Origin of the sequence: Pseudomonas sp. AE27 (genome assembly GCF_037113495.1) — a bacterium.
GTDB lineage: Bacteria > Pseudomonadota > Gammaproteobacteria > Pseudomonadales > Pseudomonadaceae > Aquipseudomonas > Aquipseudomonas palmensis.
The window spans coordinates 200700-221140 of record NZ_CP146966.1 but is presented as its reverse complement, the minus strand read 5'-3'; the positions used below and the strand labels follow the sequence as shown (position 1 = coordinate 221140).

Annotated in this window: 14 protein-coding genes; 7 read left to right on the top strand and 7 right to left on the bottom strand. The window is 65.8% G+C overall.

All coding sequences use genetic code 11. The annotated features are described in order from the left end of the window. Nucleotides 1–9: 9 nt before the first annotated feature. From V9K84_RS01000 to V9K84_RS00980, 5 genes are all read left to right on the top strand, one after another. Complete coding sequence (locus tag V9K84_RS01000; protein WP_058540956.1) at nucleotides 10–2058, top strand: TonB-dependent receptor; 2049 nt, start codon at nucleotides 10–12, stop codon at nucleotides 2056–2058. A 200-nt stretch (nucleotides 2059–2258) separates the two neighbouring features. Then, nucleotides 2259–3611, top strand: coding sequence for a carbohydrate porin (locus V9K84_RS00995; RefSeq protein ID WP_054914764.1), 1353 nt, complete (start codon nucleotides 2259–2261; stop codon nucleotides 3609–3611). Nucleotides 3612–3657: 46 nt separating this feature from the next. Next, the gene (locus V9K84_RS00990; protein WP_043862008.1) at nucleotides 3658–6066 is read left to right on the top strand and encodes a glucose/quinate/shikimate family membrane-bound PQQ-dependent dehydrogenase; all 2409 of its coding nucleotides are present in this window, start codon (nucleotides 3658–3660) and stop codon (nucleotides 6064–6066) included. A 197-nt stretch (nucleotides 6067–6263) separates the two neighbouring features. Further along, nucleotides 6264–8684 carry an endopeptidase La gene (gene lon / locus V9K84_RS00985; RefSeq protein WP_043862009.1) on the top strand — a complete coding sequence of 807 codons (2421 nt, stop codon included), beginning with the start codon at nucleotides 6264–6266 and terminating at the stop codon, nucleotides 8682–8684. Nucleotides 8685–8819: 135 nt separating this feature from the next. Next, a complete protein-coding gene (locus V9K84_RS00980) occupies nucleotides 8820–9218 on the top strand; it encodes a protease inhibitor I42 family protein (protein ID WP_043862010.1) in 399 nt (132 codons plus the stop codon). Between the two features lie 18 nt (nucleotides 9219–9236). Here V9K84_RS00980 and V9K84_RS00975 read toward each other — a convergent pair whose 3' ends face one another. The 3 genes from V9K84_RS00975 to V9K84_RS00965 form a co-directional block, all read right to left on the bottom strand. Next, nucleotides 9237–10151, bottom strand: coding sequence for a hypothetical protein (locus V9K84_RS00975; protein ID WP_143516669.1), 915 nt, complete (start codon nucleotides 10149–10151; stop codon nucleotides 9237–9239). 78 nt (nucleotides 10152–10229) lie between these two features. Next, the gene (locus tag V9K84_RS00970; protein ID WP_088515480.1) at nucleotides 10230–11234 is read right to left on the bottom strand and encodes an alpha-xenorhabdolysin family binary toxin subunit B; all 1005 of its coding nucleotides are present in this window, start codon (nucleotides 11232–11234) and stop codon (nucleotides 10230–10232) included. Nucleotides 11235–11244: 10 nt separating this feature from the next. Beyond that, a complete protein-coding gene (locus tag V9K84_RS00965; RefSeq protein ID WP_088515481.1) occupies nucleotides 11245–12420 on the bottom strand; it encodes an alpha-xenorhabdolysin family binary toxin subunit A in 1176 nt (391 codons plus the stop codon). A gap of 198 nt (nucleotides 12421–12618) precedes the next feature. On the opposite strand from V9K84_RS00965, the gene cmoA reads away from it, so the two are divergent. Together cmoA and cmoB are read left to right on the top strand one after the other, a co-directional pair. After that, nucleotides 12619–13362 (top strand): carboxy-S-adenosyl-L-methionine synthase CmoA, encoded by a 744-nt coding sequence (gene cmoA, locus V9K84_RS00960; RefSeq protein ID WP_088515482.1) that lies wholly within the window; start codon nucleotides 12619–12621, stop codon nucleotides 13360–13362. Next, complete coding sequence (cmoB, locus tag V9K84_RS00955; RefSeq protein ID WP_088515483.1) at nucleotides 13359–14315, top strand: tRNA 5-methoxyuridine(34)/uridine 5-oxyacetic acid(34) synthase CmoB; 957 nt, start codon at nucleotides 13359–13361, stop codon at nucleotides 14313–14315. Before cmoA ends, cmoB begins: the two co-directional genes overlap by 4 nt. Before the next feature lie 71 nt (nucleotides 14316–14386). Here the strand turns inward: cmoB and V9K84_RS00950 are convergent, their stop codons facing one another. The 4 genes from V9K84_RS00950 to V9K84_RS00935 form a co-directional block, all read right to left on the bottom strand. After that, on the bottom strand, nucleotides 14387–14581 hold the full coding sequence (locus V9K84_RS00950; RefSeq protein ID WP_058540951.1) for a co-regulatory protein PtrA N-terminal domain-containing protein: 195 nt from the start codon (nucleotides 14579–14581) through the stop codon (nucleotides 14387–14389). Nucleotides 14582–14651: 70 nt separating this feature from the next. After that, the gene (locus V9K84_RS00945) at nucleotides 14652–17804 is read right to left on the bottom strand and encodes a CusA/CzcA family heavy metal efflux RND transporter (protein ID WP_043862017.1); all 3153 of its coding nucleotides are present in this window, start codon (nucleotides 17802–17804) and stop codon (nucleotides 14652–14654) included. A 19-nt stretch (nucleotides 17805–17823) separates the two neighbouring features. Further along, entirely contained in the window at nucleotides 17824–19044 is a 1221-nt protein-coding gene (locus V9K84_RS00940) for an efflux RND transporter periplasmic adaptor subunit (protein ID WP_043862018.1), read from the bottom strand. A gap of 27 nt (nucleotides 19045–19071) precedes the next feature. Then, the gene (locus tag V9K84_RS00935; RefSeq protein WP_088515484.1) at nucleotides 19072–20322 is read right to left on the bottom strand and encodes a TolC family protein; all 1251 of its coding nucleotides are present in this window, start codon (nucleotides 20320–20322) and stop codon (nucleotides 19072–19074) included. Nucleotides 20323–20441: the final 119 nt, after the last annotated feature.

The following is a 20441-nucleotide window of genomic DNA, read 5'->3' as shown; positions in this document are numbered from 1 at the left end:
GACCCCACCATGCGTCACCTGCCGCTCCACCTCTCCCCCCTTGCCGCCGCACTGTGGCTGGCCTCGCTGCCCAGCCACGCGGTTGAACTGCAACCCCAGGTCATCACCGCCAACCCGTTGGGCACCCCGCTGGCAGCCCCCAGCAGCGTGCTCGAAGGCGACACATTGACCTTGCAGCAAAAGGGCAGCCTGGGCGAAACCCTGAACACCCAGCCCGGCGTCGCCTCCACCTGGTTCGGCCCGGGCGCCAGCCGCCCGGTGATCCGCGGCCTGGACGGCGACCGGATCCGTATCCTGCGCAACGGCGTGGGTGCACTGGATGCCTCTTCGCTGTCGTACGACCACGCCGTGCCACTGGACCCGGTGAACGTCGAGCGCGTCGAGATCGTGCGCGGCCCGGCCGCCCTGCTCTACGGTGGCAATGCCATCGGCGGGGTGGTCAACACCTTCGACAACCGCATCCCCGACGCGCCGGTGCAAGGCATTCATGGTGCCGGCGAGCTGCGCTACGGGGGCGCCGACACCACCCGCAGCAGTGCGGGCAAGCTGGAAGCCGGCGATGGACGCTTCGCCCTGCACCTGGACGCCAACAGCCGCCAGTTCAACGATTTGCGCATCCCCGGCTACGCCCGCAGTTCGAAGGTGCGCGATGCCGACGAACCCGGCGGCAAGCATCGCCTGGAAAACAGCGACGGGCGCCAGGACGGTGGTGCCGTCGGCGGTTCGTACAACTGGGAACACGGTTACGCGGGCCTGTCCTACAGCCGCTACGATGCCAACTACGGTTCGGTGGCCGAGCCCGGCGTGCGTCTGGCCATGGAACAGGACCACTACGCCTTTGCCTCCGAACTGCGCGACCTAGACGGCCCGTTCAGCTCGCTCAAGTTCGACGCCGGCTACACCGACTACAAGCATCAGGAGCTGGAAGGCGGCGAGGTGCATACCACCTTCAAGAACAAGGGCTACGAGGCCCGCGTCGAGGCTCGGCACCAGCCGCTGGGGCCGGTGGAAGGCGTGATCGGCGCCCAGGTCACCCGCAACGAGTTCTCGGCGCTGGGCGAAGAAGCCTTCGTGCCGCAGACCGATACCGACAGCCTGGCGCTGTTCGTGCTCGAACAGTGGAAGGCCACCGACCGCCTCGACCTGAGCCTGGGCGCACGCCTGGAGCACACCCGGGTCGACCCCGACAGCCAGGGCAGCGAACGTTTCGCCCAGGCCGACAGCGCCAGCAGCTTCACCGCCGCCAGCCTGTCCTCGGGTGCGGTGTACCAGTTGACCCCGGTGTGGTCGCTGGCCGCCAGCCTGGGCTACACCGAACGTGCACCGACCTTCTACGAGCTGTATGCCAATGGCGCCCACGTCGCCACCGGCACCTACGAGGTGGGCGACCCGGGGCTTTCGAAGGAGAAGGCGATCTCCAGCGACCTGGCCCTGCGCTTCGACAACGGCACGCACAAGGGCAGCGTGGGCGTGTTCTACAGCCATTTCCGCAACTACATCGGCCTGCTGGCCAGCGGCAACCTGCGCGAAGGGCATGATCACGATCACGGGGATGACGATCACGATCACGACCATGATCACGAGCATGGCGACGTGCCCGAATACCTCTATCACGGCGTGCGCGCCCGCTTCTACGGCATCGAAGCCCAGGACCGCTGGCAATTGCTGGAAAACGCCTACGGCAGCTTCGCCCTGGAACTGTCTGGCGACTACACCCGCGCCAAGAACCTGGATACCGGCGAAGACCTGCCACGCATTGCCCCGCTGCGCCTGAACAGCGGCCTGACCTGGAACCTTGAACGCTGGCAGGCGCGGGTCGACGTGCAGCATGCCAGCAGCCAGCATCGCAAGCCGGCCAATGAAACCAGCACCGACGGCTACACCACCCTGGGGGCCAGCGTGGGCTATCGCTTCGAGATCGGCCAGAGTGAATGGCTGGCCTTCGTGCGCGGCGAAAACCTCACCGACCAGACCGTACGCTATGCCAGTTCGATCCTGCGCGACATCGCCCCAGCGCCGGGTCGCAGCGTCCAGGTAGGCCTGCGAACCACCTTCTGAACCCACACCGTTGCCGGATTGTTACCCATCCGGCAACGGTCACTCTTGCTGATTCGGCTTTTTTTCCGGCACGTTCGCCTATATCCTCCCCGCCTCAAGCTGAACCGCTTCACCTATTCCTGATACTGCCTTGCCCTCGACGATGCCTGCATCTCGGGCAATTTGCCGTTCTTCCAACAATCAAAAGACAGCGCTATCTCATGCATCAGTTCCATCATCTGCCCCCCGCCGCCGCGACCTTGCTGGCAGGCCTGGCCGCCAGCACGCTGGCCTGCAGCCTGCAGGCCGCCCCCCTCTTGGACGGCGACTCGCCCTGGATGCTCGGCGACTGGGGCGGCACACGCTCGGCGCTGGCCGAGCGCGGCTACGACTTCACTCTGGGCTACACCGGGGAGATGGGCAGCAACCTGCACGGTGGCCACGACCACAGCAACACCGCCCGCTACAGCGACCAGTTCAGCCTGGGCAGCCACCTGGACCTGCAGAAGATCCTCGGCTGGCAGGGCGCCGAATTCCAGTTGACCGTGACCGAGCGCCACGGCAACAACATCAGCAACGATCGCATCAACGATCCGCGGGTGGGCGGCTTCACCTCGGCCCAGGAAGTCTGGGGCCGTGGCCAGACCTGGCGGCTGACCCAGATGTGGTTCAAGCAGACGTACCTGGACGGCGACCTCGACGTGAAGGTCGGGCGCTTCGGCCAGGGCGAGGACTTCAACAGCTTCCCCTGCGACTTCCAGAACCTGGCCTTCTGCGGCTCGCAGGTGGGCAACTGGGCCGGCAGCATCTGGTACAACTGGCCGGTGAGCCAGTGGGCCCTGCGCGTCAAGTACCACCTAACGCCGGAACTCTACGCCCAGGTCGGTGCCTACGAACAGAACCCCTCCAACCTCGAGCGCCAGAACGGCTTCAAGCTCAGCGGCAGCGGCACCCAGGGCGCGGTACTGCCGGTGGAACTGGTGTGGACGCCGGCCATCGACGGCCTCAAAGGGGAATATCGCGCCGGTTACTACTACAGTAGTGCCAAGGCACAAGATGTTTACAAGGACGGCAACGGCCAACCGGCAGCCCTCAGTGGCCAGGACTATCGCAGCAGCTCGAGCAAGCACGGGTTCTGGTTGGGGGCACAGCAGCAGGTGACGTCGTTGGCCAGCGATCACTCACGTGGCCTGAGCGTTTTTGCCAATGCCACGCTGCACGACAAGAAGACCAATGCCATCGACAACTATGTTCAGGCAGGTGTGGTTTACAAAGGGCTGTTCGATGCCCGCGCCAAGGACGACATCGGCTTCGCCCTCGCTCGCGTGCACGTCAACCCGGCCTATCGCAGGAACGCCGAGGCCCGCAACCGCGCCAATGCCCTCTTCGACTACGACAACCCCGCCTTCCTGCCCGTCCAGGACACCGAGTACAGCGCCGAGCTGTATTACGGCATCCACCTGGCCCAGTGGCTGACCGTGCGCCCGAACCTGCAGTACATCCGCCACCCGGGCGGGGTCGGGCACGTGGACGACGCGCTGATTGGCGGCCTCAAGATCCAGAGCAGCTTCTGAACGGGCCCTGCGGCTCGAACCTTTTCACCTTGATGGAGAACACACGATGAGCACTGATGGTGCCTTGAGTAGAACCCGCTGGCTGCCGAGACTGCTCGGCGTGCTGCTGTTACTGATGGGGCTGGCGCTGCTGGCCGGCGGTATCAAGCTGAGCCAGCTCGGCGGCTCGCTGTATTACCTGATCGCCGGTATCGGCTTTGCCCTGTCGGGCGTGCTGCTGCTGGCACTGCGCCGCACCGCGCTGGGCCTGTACGGCCTGGTGCTGCTGGGTAGCACCCTGTGGGCATTGTGGGAGGTCGGCCTGGACTGGTGGCAACTGGTACCGCGCCTGTCGCTGTGGTTCGCCCTGGGCGTGGTGTTGCTGCTGCCGTGGGCACGCCGCCCGCTGCTGGGCCAGCCCGGCAAGCTCAACACAGGGCTGCTGAGCCTGGCGGTGGTGCTGTCGGGCGCCACCGCAGTGGCCAGCCAGTTCACCTTCCCGGGTGAAATCAAGGGCGAGCTGGGCCGCGACAGCACCGAGCTGAGCAGCACCGCGCCGGCCATGCCCGATGGCGACTGGCAGGCCTACGGGCGCACCGAATTCGGTGACCGCTACTCGCCGCTGCGCCAGATCACCCCGAACAACGTGCACAAGCTCGAAGAGGCCTGGCGCATTCGCACCGGCGACCTGCCGACCAGCGATGACCCGGTCGAGCTGACCAACGAGAACACCCCGCTCAAGGTCAATGGCAAGCTGTATGCCTGCACCGCGCACAGCAAGGTGCTGGCCCTGGACCCGGATACCGGTGCCGAGATCTGGCGCTTCGATCCGCAGATCAAGAGCCCGGTGGGCTTCAAGGGCTTTGCCCACATGACCTGCCGTGGCGTGTCGTACTACGACGAAAACAACTACGTGAACATGGACGGCGCCCCTGCGCCGAAAATCTCCGAAGCCGGCCAGGCCGTGGTGCGCAGCTGCCCGCGTCGCCTGTACCTGCCCACCGCCGATGCGCGCCTGATCGCGATCAACGCCGACACCGGCAAGGTCTGCGAAGGCTTCGGCAACCAGGGCGTGGTCGACCTGACCCAGGGCATCGGCCCGTTCACCGCCGGTGGCTACTACTCCACCTCGCCTGCCGCGATCACTCGCGAGCTGGTGATCATCGGTGGCCACGTCACCGACAACGAGTCCACCAACGAGCCCTCGGGCGTGATCCGTGCCTACGATGTGCATGACGGTCGTCTGGTCTGGAACTGGGACAGCGACAACCCGGACGAGACCGCGCCGCTGGCACCGGGCAAGACCTACAGCCGCAACTCGGCCAACATGTGGTCGCTGGCCAGCGTCGACGAGAAGCTGGGCATGGTGTACCTGCCACTGGGCAACCAGACCCCTGACCAGTGGGGCGCCGACCGCACCCCAGGTGCCGAGAAGTTCAGTGCCGGCATCGTCGCCCTGGACCTGGCCACCGGCAAGGTACGCTGGAACTACCAGTTCACCCACCACGACCTGTGGGACATGGACGTCGGCAGCCAGCCGACCCTGCTCGACCTGAAGACCGCCGACGGCGTCAAACCTGCGCTGATCGCCCCGACCAAGCAGGGCAGCCTGTACGTGCTCGACCGTCGTGACGGCAGCGCCATCGTGCCGATCCGCGAGATCCCGGCGCCCCAGGGCGCGGTCAAGGGCGACCACACCGCACCGACCCAGGCCCGCTCGGACCTGAACCTGCTGGGCCCGGACCTGACCGAGGCGGCCATGTGGGGCGCCAGCCCGTTCGATCAGATGCTGTGCCGTATCCAGTTCCGCGAACTGCGCTACGAGGGCCAGTACACCCCGCCGTCGGAGCAGGGTAGCCTGATCTACCCGGGCAACGTGGGCGTGTTCAACTGGGGCGGCGTGTCGGTCGACCCCGTGCGTCAGCTGCTGTTCACCAGCCCCAACTACATGGCCTTCGTGTCGAAGATGGTGCCGCGTGCCGAAGTGGCCGAGGGCAGCAAGCGCGAAAGCGAGACCAGCGGCGTGCAGCCCAACACCGGCGCACCTTACGCGGTGATCATGCACCCGTTCATGTCGCCCCTGGGCGTACCGTGCCAGGCCCCGGCCTGGGGCTATGTGGCCGGTATCGACCTGACCACCAACAAGGTGGTGTGGAAGCACAAGAACGGCACCAGCCGCGACAGCTCGCCGATTCCGATCGGCCTGCCGGTGGGTGTACCGAGCATGGGCGGCTCGATGGTGACGGCCGGCGGCCTGGGCTTTTTGAGCGGCACCCTGGACCAGTACCTGCGTGCGTATGACGTGAACACCGGCAAGGAGCTGTGGAAATCGCGCCTGCCGGCTGGCGGCCAGGCCACGCCGATGACCTACACCGGCAAGGATGGCCAGCAGTACGTGCTGGTGATGGCTGGCGGGCACGGTTCGCTGGGCACCAAGATGGGCGATTACGTGATCGCCTACAAACTGGCGCAGTGATCGACCGCTGAACCTGGGCTGCCGTGCAGCCCTTCGCCGGCAAGGCCGGCGCCTGCAGGACCATGTGACAGCATGGCCCGGCAGGCGCCGGCCTTGTCGCTGAAGGGGCCGCCCGGCACTGCACATACCTGTCCGCCCATTGAAACCTCCCCCCTCCCGCCCCATCTAAGCACCATAGCCATTCACGCAGGTGCCCCATGAGCGACCAGCAGGATCTCCCCGAACATCCCGACCAAGACGCTGAAGTCGAGCATCTCGACGCCTCCGACCACACCGGTCGCACCCTCGCCATCCCCGGCCAGCAACTGCCGGACAAGGTCTACGTGATCCCGATCCACAACCGCCCGTTCTTCCCCGCGCAGGTACTGCCGGTGATCGTCAACGAAGAACCCTGGGCCGAGACCCTGGACCTGGTGGCCAAGACCCCGCATCACAACCTGGCGCTGTTCTTCATGGACACCCCGCCCGAAGACCATCGCCACTTCGATACCTCGGCCCTGCCGCTGTACGGCACCCTGGTCAAGGTGCACCACGCCAGCCGCGAGAACGGCAAGCTGCAGTTCGTCGCCCAGGGCCTGACCCGCGTGCGGATCCGCACCTGGCTCAAGCACCACCGCCCGCCCTACCTGGTGGAAGTCGAATACCCGCACCAGCCCAGCCAGCCGACCGACGAGGTCAAGGCATACGGCATGGCCCTGATCAACGCGATCAAGGAGCTGCTGCCGCTCAATCCGCTGTACAGCGAGGAGCTGAAGAACTACCTCAACCGCTTCAGCCCCAACGACCCTTCGCCGCTCACCGACTTTGCCGCCGCCCTGACCTCCGCCACCGGCAACCAGCTGCAGGAAGTACTCGACTGCGTGCCCATGCTCAAGCGCATGGAAAAGGTGCTGCCGATGCTGCGCAAGGAAGTCGAGGTGGCACGCCTGCAGAACGAGATCTCTGCCGAGGTGAACCGCCAGATCGGCGAGCACCAGCGCGAGTTCTTCCTCAAGGAACAGCTCAAGGTCATCCAGCAGGAGCTGGGCCTGACCAAGGACGACCGCAGCGCCGACCTGGAGCAGTTCCAGCAACGCCTGGCAGGCAAGACCCTGCCCGCTGCGGCGCAAAAGCGCATCGACGAAGAAATGGGCAAGCTGTCGATCCTGGAGACCGGCTCGCCCGAGTACGCCGTCACCCGCAACTACCTGGAATGGGCCACCGCCCTGCCCTGGGGCGTGTACGGCAAGGACAAGCTCGACCTCAGGCATGCACGCAAGGTGCTCGACCAGCACCACGCCGGCCTGGATGACATCAAGGACCGCATCATCGAGTTCCTTGCCGTGGGCGCCTACAAGGGCGAGATCAGCGGTTCGATCGTGCTGCTGGTGGGCCCGCCGGGCGTGGGCAAGACCAGCATCGGCAAGTCCATCGCCGAGTCCCTGGGGCGGCCGTTCTACCGCTTCAGCGTCGGCGGCATGCGCGATGAGGCCGAGATCAAGGGCCACCGGCGCACCTACATCGGTGCCCAGCCAGGCAAGCTGGTGCAGGCGCTCAAGGACGTCGAGGTGATGAACCCGGTGATCATGCTCGACGAGATCGACAAGATGGGCCAGAGCTACCAGGGCGACCCGGCCTCGGCCCTGCTCGAAACCCTGGACCCGGAACAGAACGTCGACTTCCTCGACCATTACCTGGACCTGCGCCTGGACCTGTCCAAGGTGCTGTTCGTGTGCACCGCCAACACCCTCGATGCCATCCCCGGGCCGCTGCTCGACCGCATGGAGGTGATCCGCCTGTCCGGTTACATCACCGAGGAAAAGGTCGCCATCGCCAAGCGTCACCTGTGGCCCAAGCAACTGGCCAAGGCCGGCGTGGCCAAGGCCAGCCTGGGTATCAGCGACAGCGCATTGCGCACGGTTATCGAAGGCTATGCCCGTGAAGCCGGGGTGCGCCAGCTGGAAAAGCAACTGGGCAAGCTGGTGCGCAAGGCCGTGGTGCAGTTGATCGACACACCCGATGCAGTGATAAAGATCGGCCCCAAGGACCTCGAAGCTTCACTCGGCATGCCGGTGTTTCGCAGCGAGCAGGTGCTGTCGGGCAAGGGCGTGATCACCGGCCTGGCCTGGACCAGCATGGGCGGCGCCACGCTGCCGATCGAGGCGACCCGCATCCACACCCTCAACCGTGGCTTCAAGCTCACCGGCCAGCTGGGCGAGGTGATGAAGGAATCCGCCGAGATCGCCTACAGCTACGTCAGCGCCAACCTCAAGCAGTACGGTGGTGAGGTGGGCTACTTCAACGAGTCGTTCATTCACCTGCACGTGCCCGAAGGGGCCACGCCCAAAGACGGCCCGAGTGCCGGGGTGACCATGGCCAGCGCCCTGCTGTCCCTGGCACGCGACCAGGCACCGAAAAAAGGCGTGGCCATGACCGGCGAGCTGACCCTGACCGGGCAGGTATTGCCGATTGGCGGGGTACGCGAGAAGGTGATTGCGGCGCGCCGGCAGAAGATCCACGAGCTGATCCTGCCGGAGGCCAACCGCGGCGACTTCGAAGAACTGCCCGGCTACCTGAAGGCCGGCCTGCAGGTGCATTTCGCCAGGCGCTTCAGCGACGTGGCCAAGGTGCTGTTCTGAAACAGCGGTAACAGAAACAGCGCGGGCTGCAGGCAGCCCGCGCGGGCACCCGGCAGCGAAGCGTGAGAATCTTCCCAAGGCAGCACACTTTCCCTATTATCGGCTGCCCGGACCCTCCGCGAGCCAGGAGTCATGATGACCGCATCCCGTGTGTTACTGAGTTCGAGCCTGATACTCCTGGCCAGCTGTGCCAGCCAGCCCACACCTCCACAGCCGCTGCTGGTGGAAAAACAGAGCCAGTGCCCGGTGACGCTCGATGTCGGCCAGGCCATCACCCTGGCGTTGCCCAGCAACCCCAGTACCGGTTATCGCTGGCTGCTGCAGAATCCGGCCAACGGCGTACTTGCGGCGCTGGGCCCCGAGGTCTACAGCAACCCCGAAGACACCGGCCTGGTGGGCAGTGCCGGCCGATCGCTGTGGCGCTTCAAGGCCAGCGCCAGCGGCAGCGGCCACCTGCTGCTGGTGTATCAGCAACCCTGGGCACCGGAGGTCAAGCCGGCGATGAGCTTCGACTGCGACATCCAGGTACGCTGAGGCTGCGCCCCGGAGCATTTACTCGAGGCGTTTCTGAAGACGCCTGGCGCACTCTTCGATGAATGACCACTGCGCCAGGAAGTTCTTGAAGTGAATGACGAATCTGGCCAGTTGCTGACTGTCCTGCATGCTGTGCAACTTGCCGATCGAGGCGTCCAGATAGGTCTCGATGAACTGCCAGGCGGTCTGCAGGTGCGACGCAGCAGTGGTGACGTCTTCCAAGCGTACCACCAGATTTCGCATGCGCTGCGCCAGTACCCCCAGGTTCCCTTCCTTTGTGCCGGATGCCACCAGGCGCTCGATCTTGCGCCCCAGTGCCGGCCTCAATTCGAACCGGGCGTCATCACGAAACCTGTCGGTCTCCTTGCGTACTTCACCGACCTGGAACTGGAAGACGCCCGCCGAGTTCCTGAGGTTGGCCACCCACCGTGCCATCTCCAGCACAAGGGTTCGGTCTGGTGCATCCAGTTGCACGGGCACCTCGAACTGCACGCCTTGCCAAGCCTCCCTGCGCCCGCCCAACGCCTTGGTACGTTCACAGGCCAGCAGCGCACGCTCCCCTGACAGGCTGATGGAGCTTGCGCAGTTGATCAGCGCGATGGGCAACTGAATGCTTTTCTGCTTCAACCGCCCCCATGAGTCGGCGTGGATATTGATGCGATGGAACAACACCTGCATCGGGTAGAAGTCGAGCTCGGGGTCCGGGTGACGGTAGTATCCCAACCACTGCAGAAAGGCCTCCCGCCGGGTCGGTATCGCCATCACATGGTCCATGTAGGCATCCAGCACGGCAACGTGTTCGCGGGTGAACGTCAGGTCGATCCGCCCCTCCTCCTCCAGATCCTGCACCAATTGCAGCGGAATCAGGGCTATCTGGGTATCCAGCTCATCCTGAGGCAGTGGATGCCTCAGTCTTTGAATAATGTTGTTCATTGTGGTCATCACCAGAGCAATCCAGAAGCCGCAAGGCGCTGCTGGCCAGCACAGCCTGCAGCGCCTTGCGCCCTTCACTCAAAGGCCGGCAACATACTCGGCCTTGATCTTGTTCTTGTAGGCTTTCAACGCCTCGACCAGCTCGCTGACCGCTCTCAACGCCTGCACATCGTCGATGCTGCAGGCGATGAGCCGATCCCACACCGGTTTCAATTGCACGGCGATGCGCCTGATGCCGGCCAGCCATTGCTCGCGCGACGTGACCAGCTCGGCATAAGCCTCCAGGTGCTGGCACTGGGCCTGGAGGCGCGTCTTGTCCCGTGCCATCGCGGTCAGTTGCAGTTGCAGTTCATCGTGCTGCTTCTGCATCCCTCGGCGCTGCTCGAGCATCGTTGCATAGCGCATGCCTTCCATTGCCGCACCGATGATTTCGCCGATTTTCTTCAGCGCACCTTGCACTGCCTCGACCGACAGTCCGCCCGTGGCGATGACATCCGCCGCCGACTTGAGCTGCTCGGTGGTCGGCAACAGGCCGCCGAAGGTGGATTCCACCTTGGCCGCCTCAAGTACCTTGATCGCCTCGTCAAGACTGGCCAGGGCCTCGCGCCGCACGGCCAGTTCGTCTTCGCAGGCCTTGCGATTGGCCGCCAGCCTGTCGAGCTCGCCCTGATAGCGAGCCTTGTCGGCACTGGAGTCATAGACCGGGATGGCCGTGATCTGAGCCGTGGCCGTGCGCAACTGCCCCAACTGATCGTTGAGCTTGACGGCAATCTCGCCGATGGCGTCCTGTGCCACCTCCAGATACTGCGCAATGTCCTCGGGATCATCGTTCGGGTCGATGTCCTTTTCGAGGCCGCCCAGGTCATTGCTCTTGATCGCGACGATGATGCGATCGGCATGGCGCATCAGTTGCTGGAGGTTGTCGTCAAGACAGCGTGCATTGCGCTCCACACGCTCGTGCAACAGTGGCAGGAAGGCATAGCGACTGTCCTGGGCGGCCTTCAGGTAGGCGGCACCGGCACGCAGGACCCTGTCGAACTGCGGATCATCCCAGCCCAGCGGAAATTGAAGAATGTTGCTCATGGGTAGCTCCTTATTGGGCCCACAGCGTGTCGTCGAAGACCCGGCTCATGGTGATGGAGCAGGCTTCGATAAACGCCCACTGCGAGAGAAAGTTTCTGAAATGGATGATGAAAATGCCCAGCTGCCGGCTGTCGTTCATCTTTTCGAGCTTTTCGATGGACGCTTCGATGTAGGTGCCGATGGTCTGCCAGGCCGTCTGCAGGTGCGAGGAAGCGGTCACCACCTCCTGCAGGCGGGTGGCCAGTTCATCCATATGGGTCGTGAGTACCTGCAGGCGTCCCTCCAGGTTGACCGCCGCCGTCAGGCGCGCCCCCACAGCCTTGCGTTCCTTCTGCACCCGGTTGCGGGTCTTGCGCACCTTTTCGGCCTTGGAGCCGTAGATCGAGCCTGAGATGACCGCCCCCAGCGGGCCGGCCGCCAGCCCGGCCAGGGCCGCCTTGACGTACTCGTCGTACTGCTTGTTGAGGTTGTCGATTTCCTTGTCGAGCGCCGCCAACTCATCGCGCAGGGCCTGGGTGGCACCGCTGGCCTGGTGACGCTCGATGGCGTCGGTCTTGAGGGCGACCTCGTTCATCAGCTCGAAACGCGCGGTGTCGCGAAAGGTTTCGGTGTGGCTGCGCACACTGCTTACGCGCGCGTGAAAATGCTCGACTTCATCCTTGAGCACCTCCATGTAGTCCACCAGCGACGAGACGATCTCCCGGTCGCCGAAGCTCAACGCAACCGGCGCTGCGAACTGCACGGACTCCCACGTATCACGCCGCCCGCCAAGGGCCTTGGTCTTCTCGCATTCCTGCATCACCCCCTCGCCGGTGGTGTTGATGCCACGGGCACACACCCCCAGCTCGGCGGACAGCTTCTTGCACTCGTCGGACAGCGTGCCCCAGGCGCGGGCATGCTTGTGCAGGTTGAGAAAGGTCGTGCGCATGGCACTGACCGACAGTACCGGCTCCTTGATGTCGGTGTAGCCAAGCCAGGGCACCAGCGACGCGGTTTCGGTCGGCAGGCCGGTGACATACTTCACATACTGATTGAGCGTGACGATATGTTCGCGGGAAAGCGTCAGCCCTCCCTCGTTTTCGCCATCACGCTGGTTCATGCCTTCGATCAGGTTTCTGGGCAGCAGGGCCGCTTCCTTTTCCAGTTCACCGGTATCGTACGAGCGCGCGCCAGGTTCGAGTTTCATTTCACATTCCTTGTGAGTGAGCCAATAGGGTCAAGCCACTTCACTCTAAGGACCCGCCGGCAAGACAAATAGCCGGCAGGCTTTCCTCGAAGCCGGCATTGGAATGCAGCGGCCAGCCGCGCCGGTCAGTCGGCCATGCATCCTGTTGCAACATTGGCTAAAATGCCGGCCCTTTACCGCCGAACGCCTGGATTGCCCGTGAGCAAAGAGCCCGATCGCCTGTTCGCCACCCCGCTGGCGCAGGTCCCCGATTTCACCTTCAACGAAGATGTCGTGCGGGTTTTCCCCGACATGATCAAGCGCTCGGTGCCCGGCTACCCGACGATCGTCGAGAACATCGGCGTGCTGGCTGCCCAGTTCGCCCAGCCCGATACCCTGCTGTACGACCTGGGCAGCTCGCTCGGTGCAGTGACCCAGGCGATGCGCCGACATGTACGCAGCGAGGGCTGCAAGGTGCTGGCGGTAGACAACTCCCCGGCCATGGTCGAGCGCTGCCGCGAATACCTCAGCCACCAGGACGCGATGCACCAGGAGTTGCTGCCGGTGCAGGTGATCGAGGCCGACATCACCGCGCTGGACCTGCAGCCGGCGTCGGTGGTGGCGCTGAACTTCACCCTGCAGTTCATCGAGCCGCCGGCACGCCTGGCCCTGCTTGGCCGCATTCGCCAGTGCCTGGTGCCTGGCGGCGCACTGATCCTGTCGGAGAAGCTGCGCTTTGCCGACCCGCAGCAACAGGCCCTGCTCACCGATCTGCACGTGGCTTTCAAACGCGCCAACGGCTACAGCGAACTGGAGATTGCCCAGAAGCGCAGTGCCATCGAAAACGTGATGAAACCCGACAGCCTCGAGGAACACCGTCAGCGCCTGCTGGCAGCCGGTTTCTCGCAGGTGGTGCCGTGGTTCCAGTGCCTGAACTTCGCCTCGCTGATTGCCCTGCCATGATCGATCTGACTCCCCTGGTCCGCCGCATGGCGGGCACCCCATTGGCGCACTGGGCCCAAGGCCTGCAAGCGCAACTCGATGCCAAGCTGGAAAAGGGCCATGGCGACCTGGAGCGCTGGCAAAGCGCACTGGATGCGCTGCCGGCCCTGGAGCCCAGCCAGGTCGACCTGCTGCACGGCCTGCGCCTGGACAGCGACTGCGACGACGCCACCCGCGCACAGGTGCGCACCGCGCTGATGGGCCTGTCGCCCTGGCGCAAGGGCCCGTTCGACCTGTTCGGCGTGCACGTGGACACCGAATGGCGTTCGGACTGGAAGTGGTCACGGGTCGCGCCGCACCTGGACCTGCGCGGCAAACGCGTGCTGGATGTGGGCTGTGGCAACGGCTACTACCAATGGCGCATGCTCGGCGCCGGCGCCGACAGCGTGATCGGCGTAGACCCCAACTGGTTGTTCTTCTGCCAGTTCCAGGCCGTGCAGCGTTACCTGCCGGACCTTCCCGCCTGGCACTTGCCGTTCGCCCTGGAAGACCTGCCGGCCAACCTGGAAGGTTTCGACACGGTGTTCTCGATGGGGGTGTTCTACCACCGCCGCTCGCCGATCGAGCATTTGCTGGCGCTCAAGGACTGCCTGGTCAAGGGGGGCGAACTGGTGTTGGAAACCCTGGTGGTCGAGGGTGACGAGCATCAGGTGCTGGTGCCTGAAGACCGCTATGCGCAGATGCGCAATGTATGGTTTCTGCCCTCGGTGCCGGCACTGGAGCGCTGGTTGCGTCGCGCCGGCTTCAGCAATGTGCGCTGCGTGGATGTGAGCGTGACCAGCGTCGAGGAACAACGCAGCACCGACTGGATGCGCTACCAGTCGCTGAGCGACTTCCTCGACCCTACCGACCCGACCCGAACCGTCGAAGGCCTGCCGGCACCCAGGCGGGCGGTGCTGGTGGCGCGCAAGTAATCAGAAGGGGGCCTCTTCGCCTGCAGGAGCCGGCCTTGCCGGCGCAGAGGCCCTTGCGACCACGGCGTGCGTCAGTCCTTCACCACCTGCTGCTGCACCTGCTCCTTCTTCTGCGCTACCTCCTTCCTGCCCTCCCCATGCACCCGCTCCTGGCTCTTGCGAAACTCGGCCCAGAACGCCTTGGTGCGCTCGGCGCCGCCTTCGGCCATTGCCGCGCTGCTGCCCAGCAGCAACGCGGCGATCAGTGCGTACTTGCTCAGGTTCATCGACCTTCCCTCATGATTGGATTCGAACCGATCATAAGCAGCCCAAGCTAACGCCAAGGTGAGCCGCACATTACAGTGCTGCAAGATTGTGCTCCTCCTCCTTGCGGTGCGCCCAGTGGTACAGCGCCGGCAGCACCAGCAGGGTCAACGCGGTGGACGAGAGGATGCCGCCGATCACCACGGTGGCCAGTGGGCGCTGCACCTCGGCACCGGTGCCAGTGGCCAGGGCCATCGGAATGAACCCCAGCGACGCCACCAACGCGGTCATCAGCACCGGCCGCAGACGCGTCAGCGCACCTTCGTCGATGGCCACGCGCAGCGGCCGGCCCTGCTCGCGCAGGCTGCGGATGAAGGCGATCATCACCAGCCCGTTGAGCACCGCCACCCCCGACAGGGCGATGAAGCCCACCCCCGCCGAAATCGACAATGGAATGTCGCGCAGCCACAGCGCCACCACCCCGCCGGTCAGCGCGAACGGGATGCCGGTGAACACCAGCAGGCCGTCCCTGACGCTGTTGAACATCATGAACAGCAGCCCGAACACCAGCAGCAATGCCACCGGCACCACCACCTGCAGGCGCTTGGCCGCCGATTGCAGCTGCTCGAACTGACCGCCCCAACGCGTCCAGTAGCCAGGCGGCACCTCCACCTGCGTATCGATGCGCTCGCCGGCCTCGGCCACGAACGAACCGATGTCGCGGCCACGCACGTTGGCGCTGACCACCACCAGGCGCTTGCCGTCTTCGCGGCTCACCTGGTTGGGCCCCTGCACCAGCGCCAGGCTGGCCACCTCGGCCAGGCTGATGAAGCCGATACCGCCGTCGCTGCCCGCACTGGCCGGTACCGGAATCAGCAGCTGCGACAAGCCTTCGATGTCGGTACGCACATCGTCCGAGAGGCGCACCACCATGTCGAAACGCCGGTCGCCCTCGTACAGCGTGCCGGCCTGGCGGCCGCCCACGGCCACGGCGATGGTGTCCTGCACATCGCCGACGTTGAGCCCGTAGCGTGCAGCCTTGTCGCGGTCGACCTCGATGGTCAGCACCGGCAGGCCCGAGGTCTGCTCGACCTTGACCTCCGATGCCCCCGGCACCGCCTGCAAGGTTGCGGCAATCTGTGCTGCCGTGCGGTTGAGCACCGTCATGTCGTCGCCGAAGACCTTGACCGCCACATCGCTGCGCACCCCGGAAATCAGCTCGTTGAAGCGCAGTTGAATCGGCTGCGACAGCTCGTAGTTGCTACCCGGCACCCGCGCCGCCGCGCGCTGGATATCGGCGATCAGTTGCTCGCGCGACTTGCCGGGGTCGGGCCACTGCGCCTGCGGCTTGAGCATCACGTAACTGTCGGAGATGTTCGGCGGCATCGGGTCGGCGGCGATCTCGGCGGTGCCGGTGCGCGCAAATACGCGCTGCACCTCCGGCACCTGGCTGACCACACTCTCCTCCAGGCGTTGCTGCAATTGCACCGACTGGCTCAGGCTGGTGCCCGGCACCCGCAGCGCCTGCAGGGCGAAATCGCCTTCGCTGAGGCTGGGCACGAACTCGCTGCCCATGCGCCCGGCCAGCACCGCGCACAGCAGCACCGACGCCCCGGCCAGGGAAAACGCCAGCCCACGGTGCCCCATCACCCAGCGCAATAGCGGCGCATAGCCGGCCTTGGCGCTGCGCATCAGCAGGTTTTCCTCTTCCTTGACCTTGCCGGTGACGAACAGCGCGATGGCCGCCGGCACGAAGGTCACCGAGAGCAGCATCGCTCCCAGCAGGGCGATCACCACGGTGAAGGCCATGGGGTGGAACATCTTGCCCTCCACCCCGCTCAGGGCAAAGATCGGCAGGTACACCACCATGATGATCAACTGGCCGAAGATCAGCGGGCGGCGCGCCTCGCGGGCGGCATTGAACACTTCGTGCAGGCGCTCGGAGCGGGTCAGCAGGCGGCCATGGTGCTGCTGGGCGTGGGCCAGGCGGCGGATCGCGTTCTCCACGATCACCACCGCGCCATCGACGATGATGCCGAAGTCCAGCGCACCCAGGCTCATCAGGTTGGCACTGACCTTGTTGCCGAACATGCCGGTGAAGGTGAACAGCATCGACAGCGGAATCACCATGGCGGTGATCAGCGCGGCGCGGATGTTGCCCAGAAACAGGAACAGCACCGCGATCACCAGGATTGCACCTTCCACCAGGTTCTTCTTCACCGTGGCGATGGCCTTGTCGACCAGGTCGGTGCGGTCGTACACCGTGACCGCGCTGACACCCGCCGGCAGCGTGCGGTTGATCTGCGCCAGCTTGTCGGCCACTGCCCGCGACACGGTGCGGCTGTTCTCGCCGACCAGCATGAACACGGTGCCCAGCACCACCTCACGGCCATTTTCGGTAGCCGCGCCGCTGCGCAGTTCGCGGCCGATGCCCACCTGGGCGACATCGCGCACGCGAATCGAGGTGCCGTCGACAGTGGCCAGCACGATGTTGGCAATGTCGTCGATGCCTGCCAGTTGCCCCGGCGCACGAATCAGCAGTTGCTCGCCACGGCGCTCGATGTAGCCGGCACCGACGTTGGCGTTGTTGCGCTCCAGGGCCGTCAGCAGGTCGCCCAGGGTCAGCTTGTAGGCGGCCAGGCGCCTGAGGTCGGGGGCAATCTGGTACTCCTTGGCGTAGCCGCCGATGCTGTTGATCTCGGCCACGCCGCGCACGTTGCGCAACTGCGGCTTGATGATCCAGTCCTGGATCTCGCGCAGGTCGGTGGGCGTGTACTCGCTGCCGTCGGCCTTGCGCGCATCCGGCGCGGCTTCCACGGTCCACAGGAAGATCTCGCCCAGGCCGGTGGAGATCGGCCCCATGGCCGCCTCGACGCCGTCGGGCAACTGCCCGCGCGCCTGTTGCAGGCGCTCGTTGACCAGTTGCCGGGCGAAGAACAGGTCGGTGCCCTCGTCGAAGATCACCGTCACCTGCGACAGCCCCGAGCGCGACAGCGAACGGGTCTGCTCCAGGCCCGGCAGGCCGGCCATGGCGGTCTCGATGGCGAAAGTGATGCGCTGCTCGGTTTCCAGCGGTGAAAAGCCCGCCGCCGAGGTGTTGATCTGCACCTGCACGTTGGTGATGTCGGGCACCGCATCGATCGGCAGCTTCTGGTAGCTGGCCAGCCCCAGCCCGGCCATCAGCAGCACCGCGAGCATCACGATCAGGCGCTGCTCGATGGCAAATTGAATGATCCGTTCGAACATGAGGAGTACTCGTGGGGGCTCAGTGGGAGTGCTCGGCGCTGGCTTTGCCCAGCTCCGACTTGAGGATGAAGCTGCCCTGTGCCGCCACCTGCTGGCCGGCCTGCAGGCCCGCCTTGATCTGCACGAAGCCGTCGGCCACCACACCCGGGGTCACCGCCTGGGCGGTGAAGCCCTCTGCACTGCGCACGAACACGGTGGGCTGCTCTTCGAGGGTCTGCAGCGCGGCCTCCGGTACCGCCAGCGCCTCGTCCAGACGCTCGGTAGGCACCCGCACTGCCACGAACAGGCCGGGGCGCCAGGCGCCGCGAGGGTTGTCCAGGGTGACCCGCACGGTGGCGGTGCGGGTCTGCTCGCCGAGCAGGCTGCCCACATGGCTGACCGTGCCGCTGGCCTGCTCGCCCAGTTCACTGGCCAGCACCGTCACCGGCATGCCGACGCGCAGCCTGGCCAGGTCACGCGGGGCCACGCCAAAGGTTGCCCACACCCGCGACAGGTCGGACAAGGTGAAGGCCGCACTGCTCTCGCTGACCACTTCGCCCGGCACCAGGTGCTTTTCCACCACCTGCCCGTCAAACGGTGCACGCAGCTCATAGCGGTTGCCGCCGGCCAGCACCACGCTGCCACTCAGCGCGCTGATCTTCTGCCGGGCATTGGTGGCGGCGATCTCGGCTTCCTGCAGGGCCTGGCGCGCCTGCAGGTAGTCCTGTTCGGCAGAGATGCCCTCCTGCCACAGGTCTTTCTCGCGGGCGAAGGTGCCGCGCGCCAGTTCCAGTCGCCGCTGGCTGGCCGCCAGCTCGCTGCGCTGCTCGGAGATCTGCGGGCTGGCGATCACCGCCAGCAGTTGCCCGGCCTTGACCTGCTGGCCGAGCACCACGGCCACCGATTCCACCACCCCGGCCGCACGCGGCACCAGGTGCGCGGTACGGTCCTCGTCGAAGCGGATCTCGCCCGGCAGGCCGAGGCTGCGGCTCAAGGTGCGCGGGGCCACGGTGGCCAGCTCGATACCGGCCACCTGGATCTGCTCGTCGCTCAGGGTCAGGTGGCCCTCCTGCTGTTCTTCGCCATGGCCTTCCTCGCCATGGGCGTCGTCGCCATGGCCCTTTTCCTCATCGCCATGGCCCGCCTCGGCATGCGCCGCGTGGGAGGCCTGCGGCGCATTCATCTGGTGACCCAGCACAACCCCCAGGCCAACGCCCAGGGTCAGGGTGACGGCCACCAGCGTGATGGTTTTGCTGTTCATGCACATTCCTCGGCAAATCGTCGGGGGTCAGCGGCTGGCGGTGGCCAGGTCGCCGAAAAGTCGTTCCAGGCGGACTCGCGCATCGCTGCCCTGGGCCTGCGCCGCCAGGTATTGGGTGCGCGCCGCCACCAGCGTGCGCTGGGCGTCGAGCACCTCGAGAAAGCTGAACTTGCCGCGCTCGAAACCCCGCGTGGCGGCGTCCACCGCCTGCTGCGCCGCCGGCAGTATCGAGCGGTCGAAGGCCTGTACCTCGCCCGCAGCCACCTGCCACTGCGCCAGCGCCTGCACCACTTCGCTGCGCACCCGCAGTTCGGCGCCGTTGCGCAGGTCGCGGGCCTGATCGGCACGCCGCGCCGCCGCCAGCACATTGCCCTGGTTGCGATCGAACAAGGGCAGCGGTATCGACACCCCGACCACATTGATGCGCTCGCGGTCGGCCTCGCTGTACTGGCTACCCAGGCTGACGGTGAGGTCGGGGATGCGCTGGCTGCGAGCCAGCCCCAGGTCAGCCTCGCGCTGCTCGATCTGCAGGCGGGCCAGGCGCAGCTCGGCCGTGCGCTCGAGGCGGGCAAGCAGCGTGTCGCCCTCGGCTGGGGTCAGGGCGTCGGACGGCATGCCTGCCACCCGCTCGAACCCCGCCTGCGGCGCCCCCGTCACGCTGGCCAGTTGCTGATAGGCCACGGCCACGGCCTGCTGGGCACGGCCTCGTTCCAGGCGCATCTCGGACACCTGCACCTGCGCGCGGGTGGTTTCGATGGGGGAAGCGCTGCCGGCCCGCACCCGCCCCTGCACCACCTGCAGGCCACGCTCGGTCAGGCGCAGCGACTGCTCGGCCAGTTGCAGCCGTTCCTGGGCCTGCACGGCGGCATGAAACGCAGCCAGCACCTCGGCGCGCAAGGCATTGCCCTGGCGTTCCAGTTCCAGCGCCGCGAGGGCCTGCTCGCGCTGGGCCACCTCCACCCGCGCACCGCGCTTGCCGCCCAGTTCCAGGCGCTGGCTGAGGCTGACGGTGGTGGTCTGCGAGCCGCGGCGGGTATCTTCCTGCTCCCAGCTCAACTCCGGGTTGGGCAGCAGGCCGGCCTGGTTGCGTTCGCCCAGGGCGATCTCGGTGCCCCAGCGCGCCGCGGCAAGCTCGGGGTTGTTGTCCTGCGCGGTGCGCAACGCGGCATCAAGCGTCAGCACGCTCGCCTGCAGCGCTGTCGAAAGCCCCAGCAGCACCCCGGCCAGCGCCGCCAGCCGCGCCACGCGCTGTGGTTGAAGCCTGTGCCTGCACGTCATGCGTGAATCCCCCGCGCCCATTTCGAAGCGGGCACTTTAGGGAGCGGGCTTTATCGTCAACATGACCCCAGGATTACAAATCTGTTATCCAGCGCCGCTCAGGACCGGCTTGGCTTACC

What these genes read in the sequence shown, in the direction of transcription:
- V9K84_RS00995 (WP_054914764.1), top strand. Translation starts at nt 2,259, where the DNA reads ATGCATCAGTTCCATCATCTGCCCCCCGCCGCCGCGACCTTGCTGGCA.
- lon (WP_043862009.1), top strand. Translation starts at nt 6,264, where the DNA reads ATGAGCGACCAGCAGGATCTCCCCGAACATCCCGACCAAGACGCTGAA.
- V9K84_RS00970 (WP_088515480.1), bottom strand. Translation starts at nt 11,234, where the DNA reads ATGAGCAACATTCTTCAATTTCCGCTGGGCTGGGATGATCCGCAGTTC.
- V9K84_RS00945 (WP_043862017.1), bottom strand. Translation starts at nt 17,804, where the DNA reads ATGTTCGAACGGATCATTCAATTTGCCATCGAGCAGCGCCTGATCGTG.
- V9K84_RS00950 (WP_058540951.1), bottom strand. Translation starts at nt 14,581, where the DNA reads ATGAACCTGAGCAAGTACGCACTGATCGCCGCGTTGCTGCTGGGCAGC.
- V9K84_RS00965 (WP_088515481.1), bottom strand. Translation starts at nt 12,420, where the DNA reads ATGAAACTCGAACCTGGCGCGCGCTCGTACGATACCGGTGAACTGGAA.
- V9K84_RS00940 (WP_043862018.1), bottom strand. Translation starts at nt 19,044, where the DNA reads ATGAACAGCAAAACCATCACGCTGGTGGCCGTCACCCTGACCCTGGGC.
- V9K84_RS00975 (WP_143516669.1), bottom strand. Translation starts at nt 10,151, where the DNA reads ATGAACAACATTATTCAAAGACTGAGGCATCCACTGCCTCAGGATGAG.
- V9K84_RS00935 (WP_088515484.1), bottom strand. Translation starts at nt 20,322, where the DNA reads ATGACGTGCAGGCACAGGCTTCAACCACAGCGCGTGGCGCGGCTGGCG.
- V9K84_RS01000 (WP_058540956.1), top strand. Translation starts at nt 10, where the DNA reads ATGCGTCACCTGCCGCTCCACCTCTCCCCCCTTGCCGCCGCACTGTGG.
- V9K84_RS00980 (WP_043862010.1), top strand. Translation starts at nt 8,820, where the DNA reads ATGACCGCATCCCGTGTGTTACTGAGTTCGAGCCTGATACTCCTGGCC.
- cmoB (WP_088515483.1), top strand. Translation starts at nt 13,359, where the DNA reads ATGATCGATCTGACTCCCCTGGTCCGCCGCATGGCGGGCACCCCATTG.
- V9K84_RS00990 (WP_043862008.1), top strand. Translation starts at nt 3,658, where the DNA reads ATGAGCACTGATGGTGCCTTGAGTAGAACCCGCTGGCTGCCGAGACTG.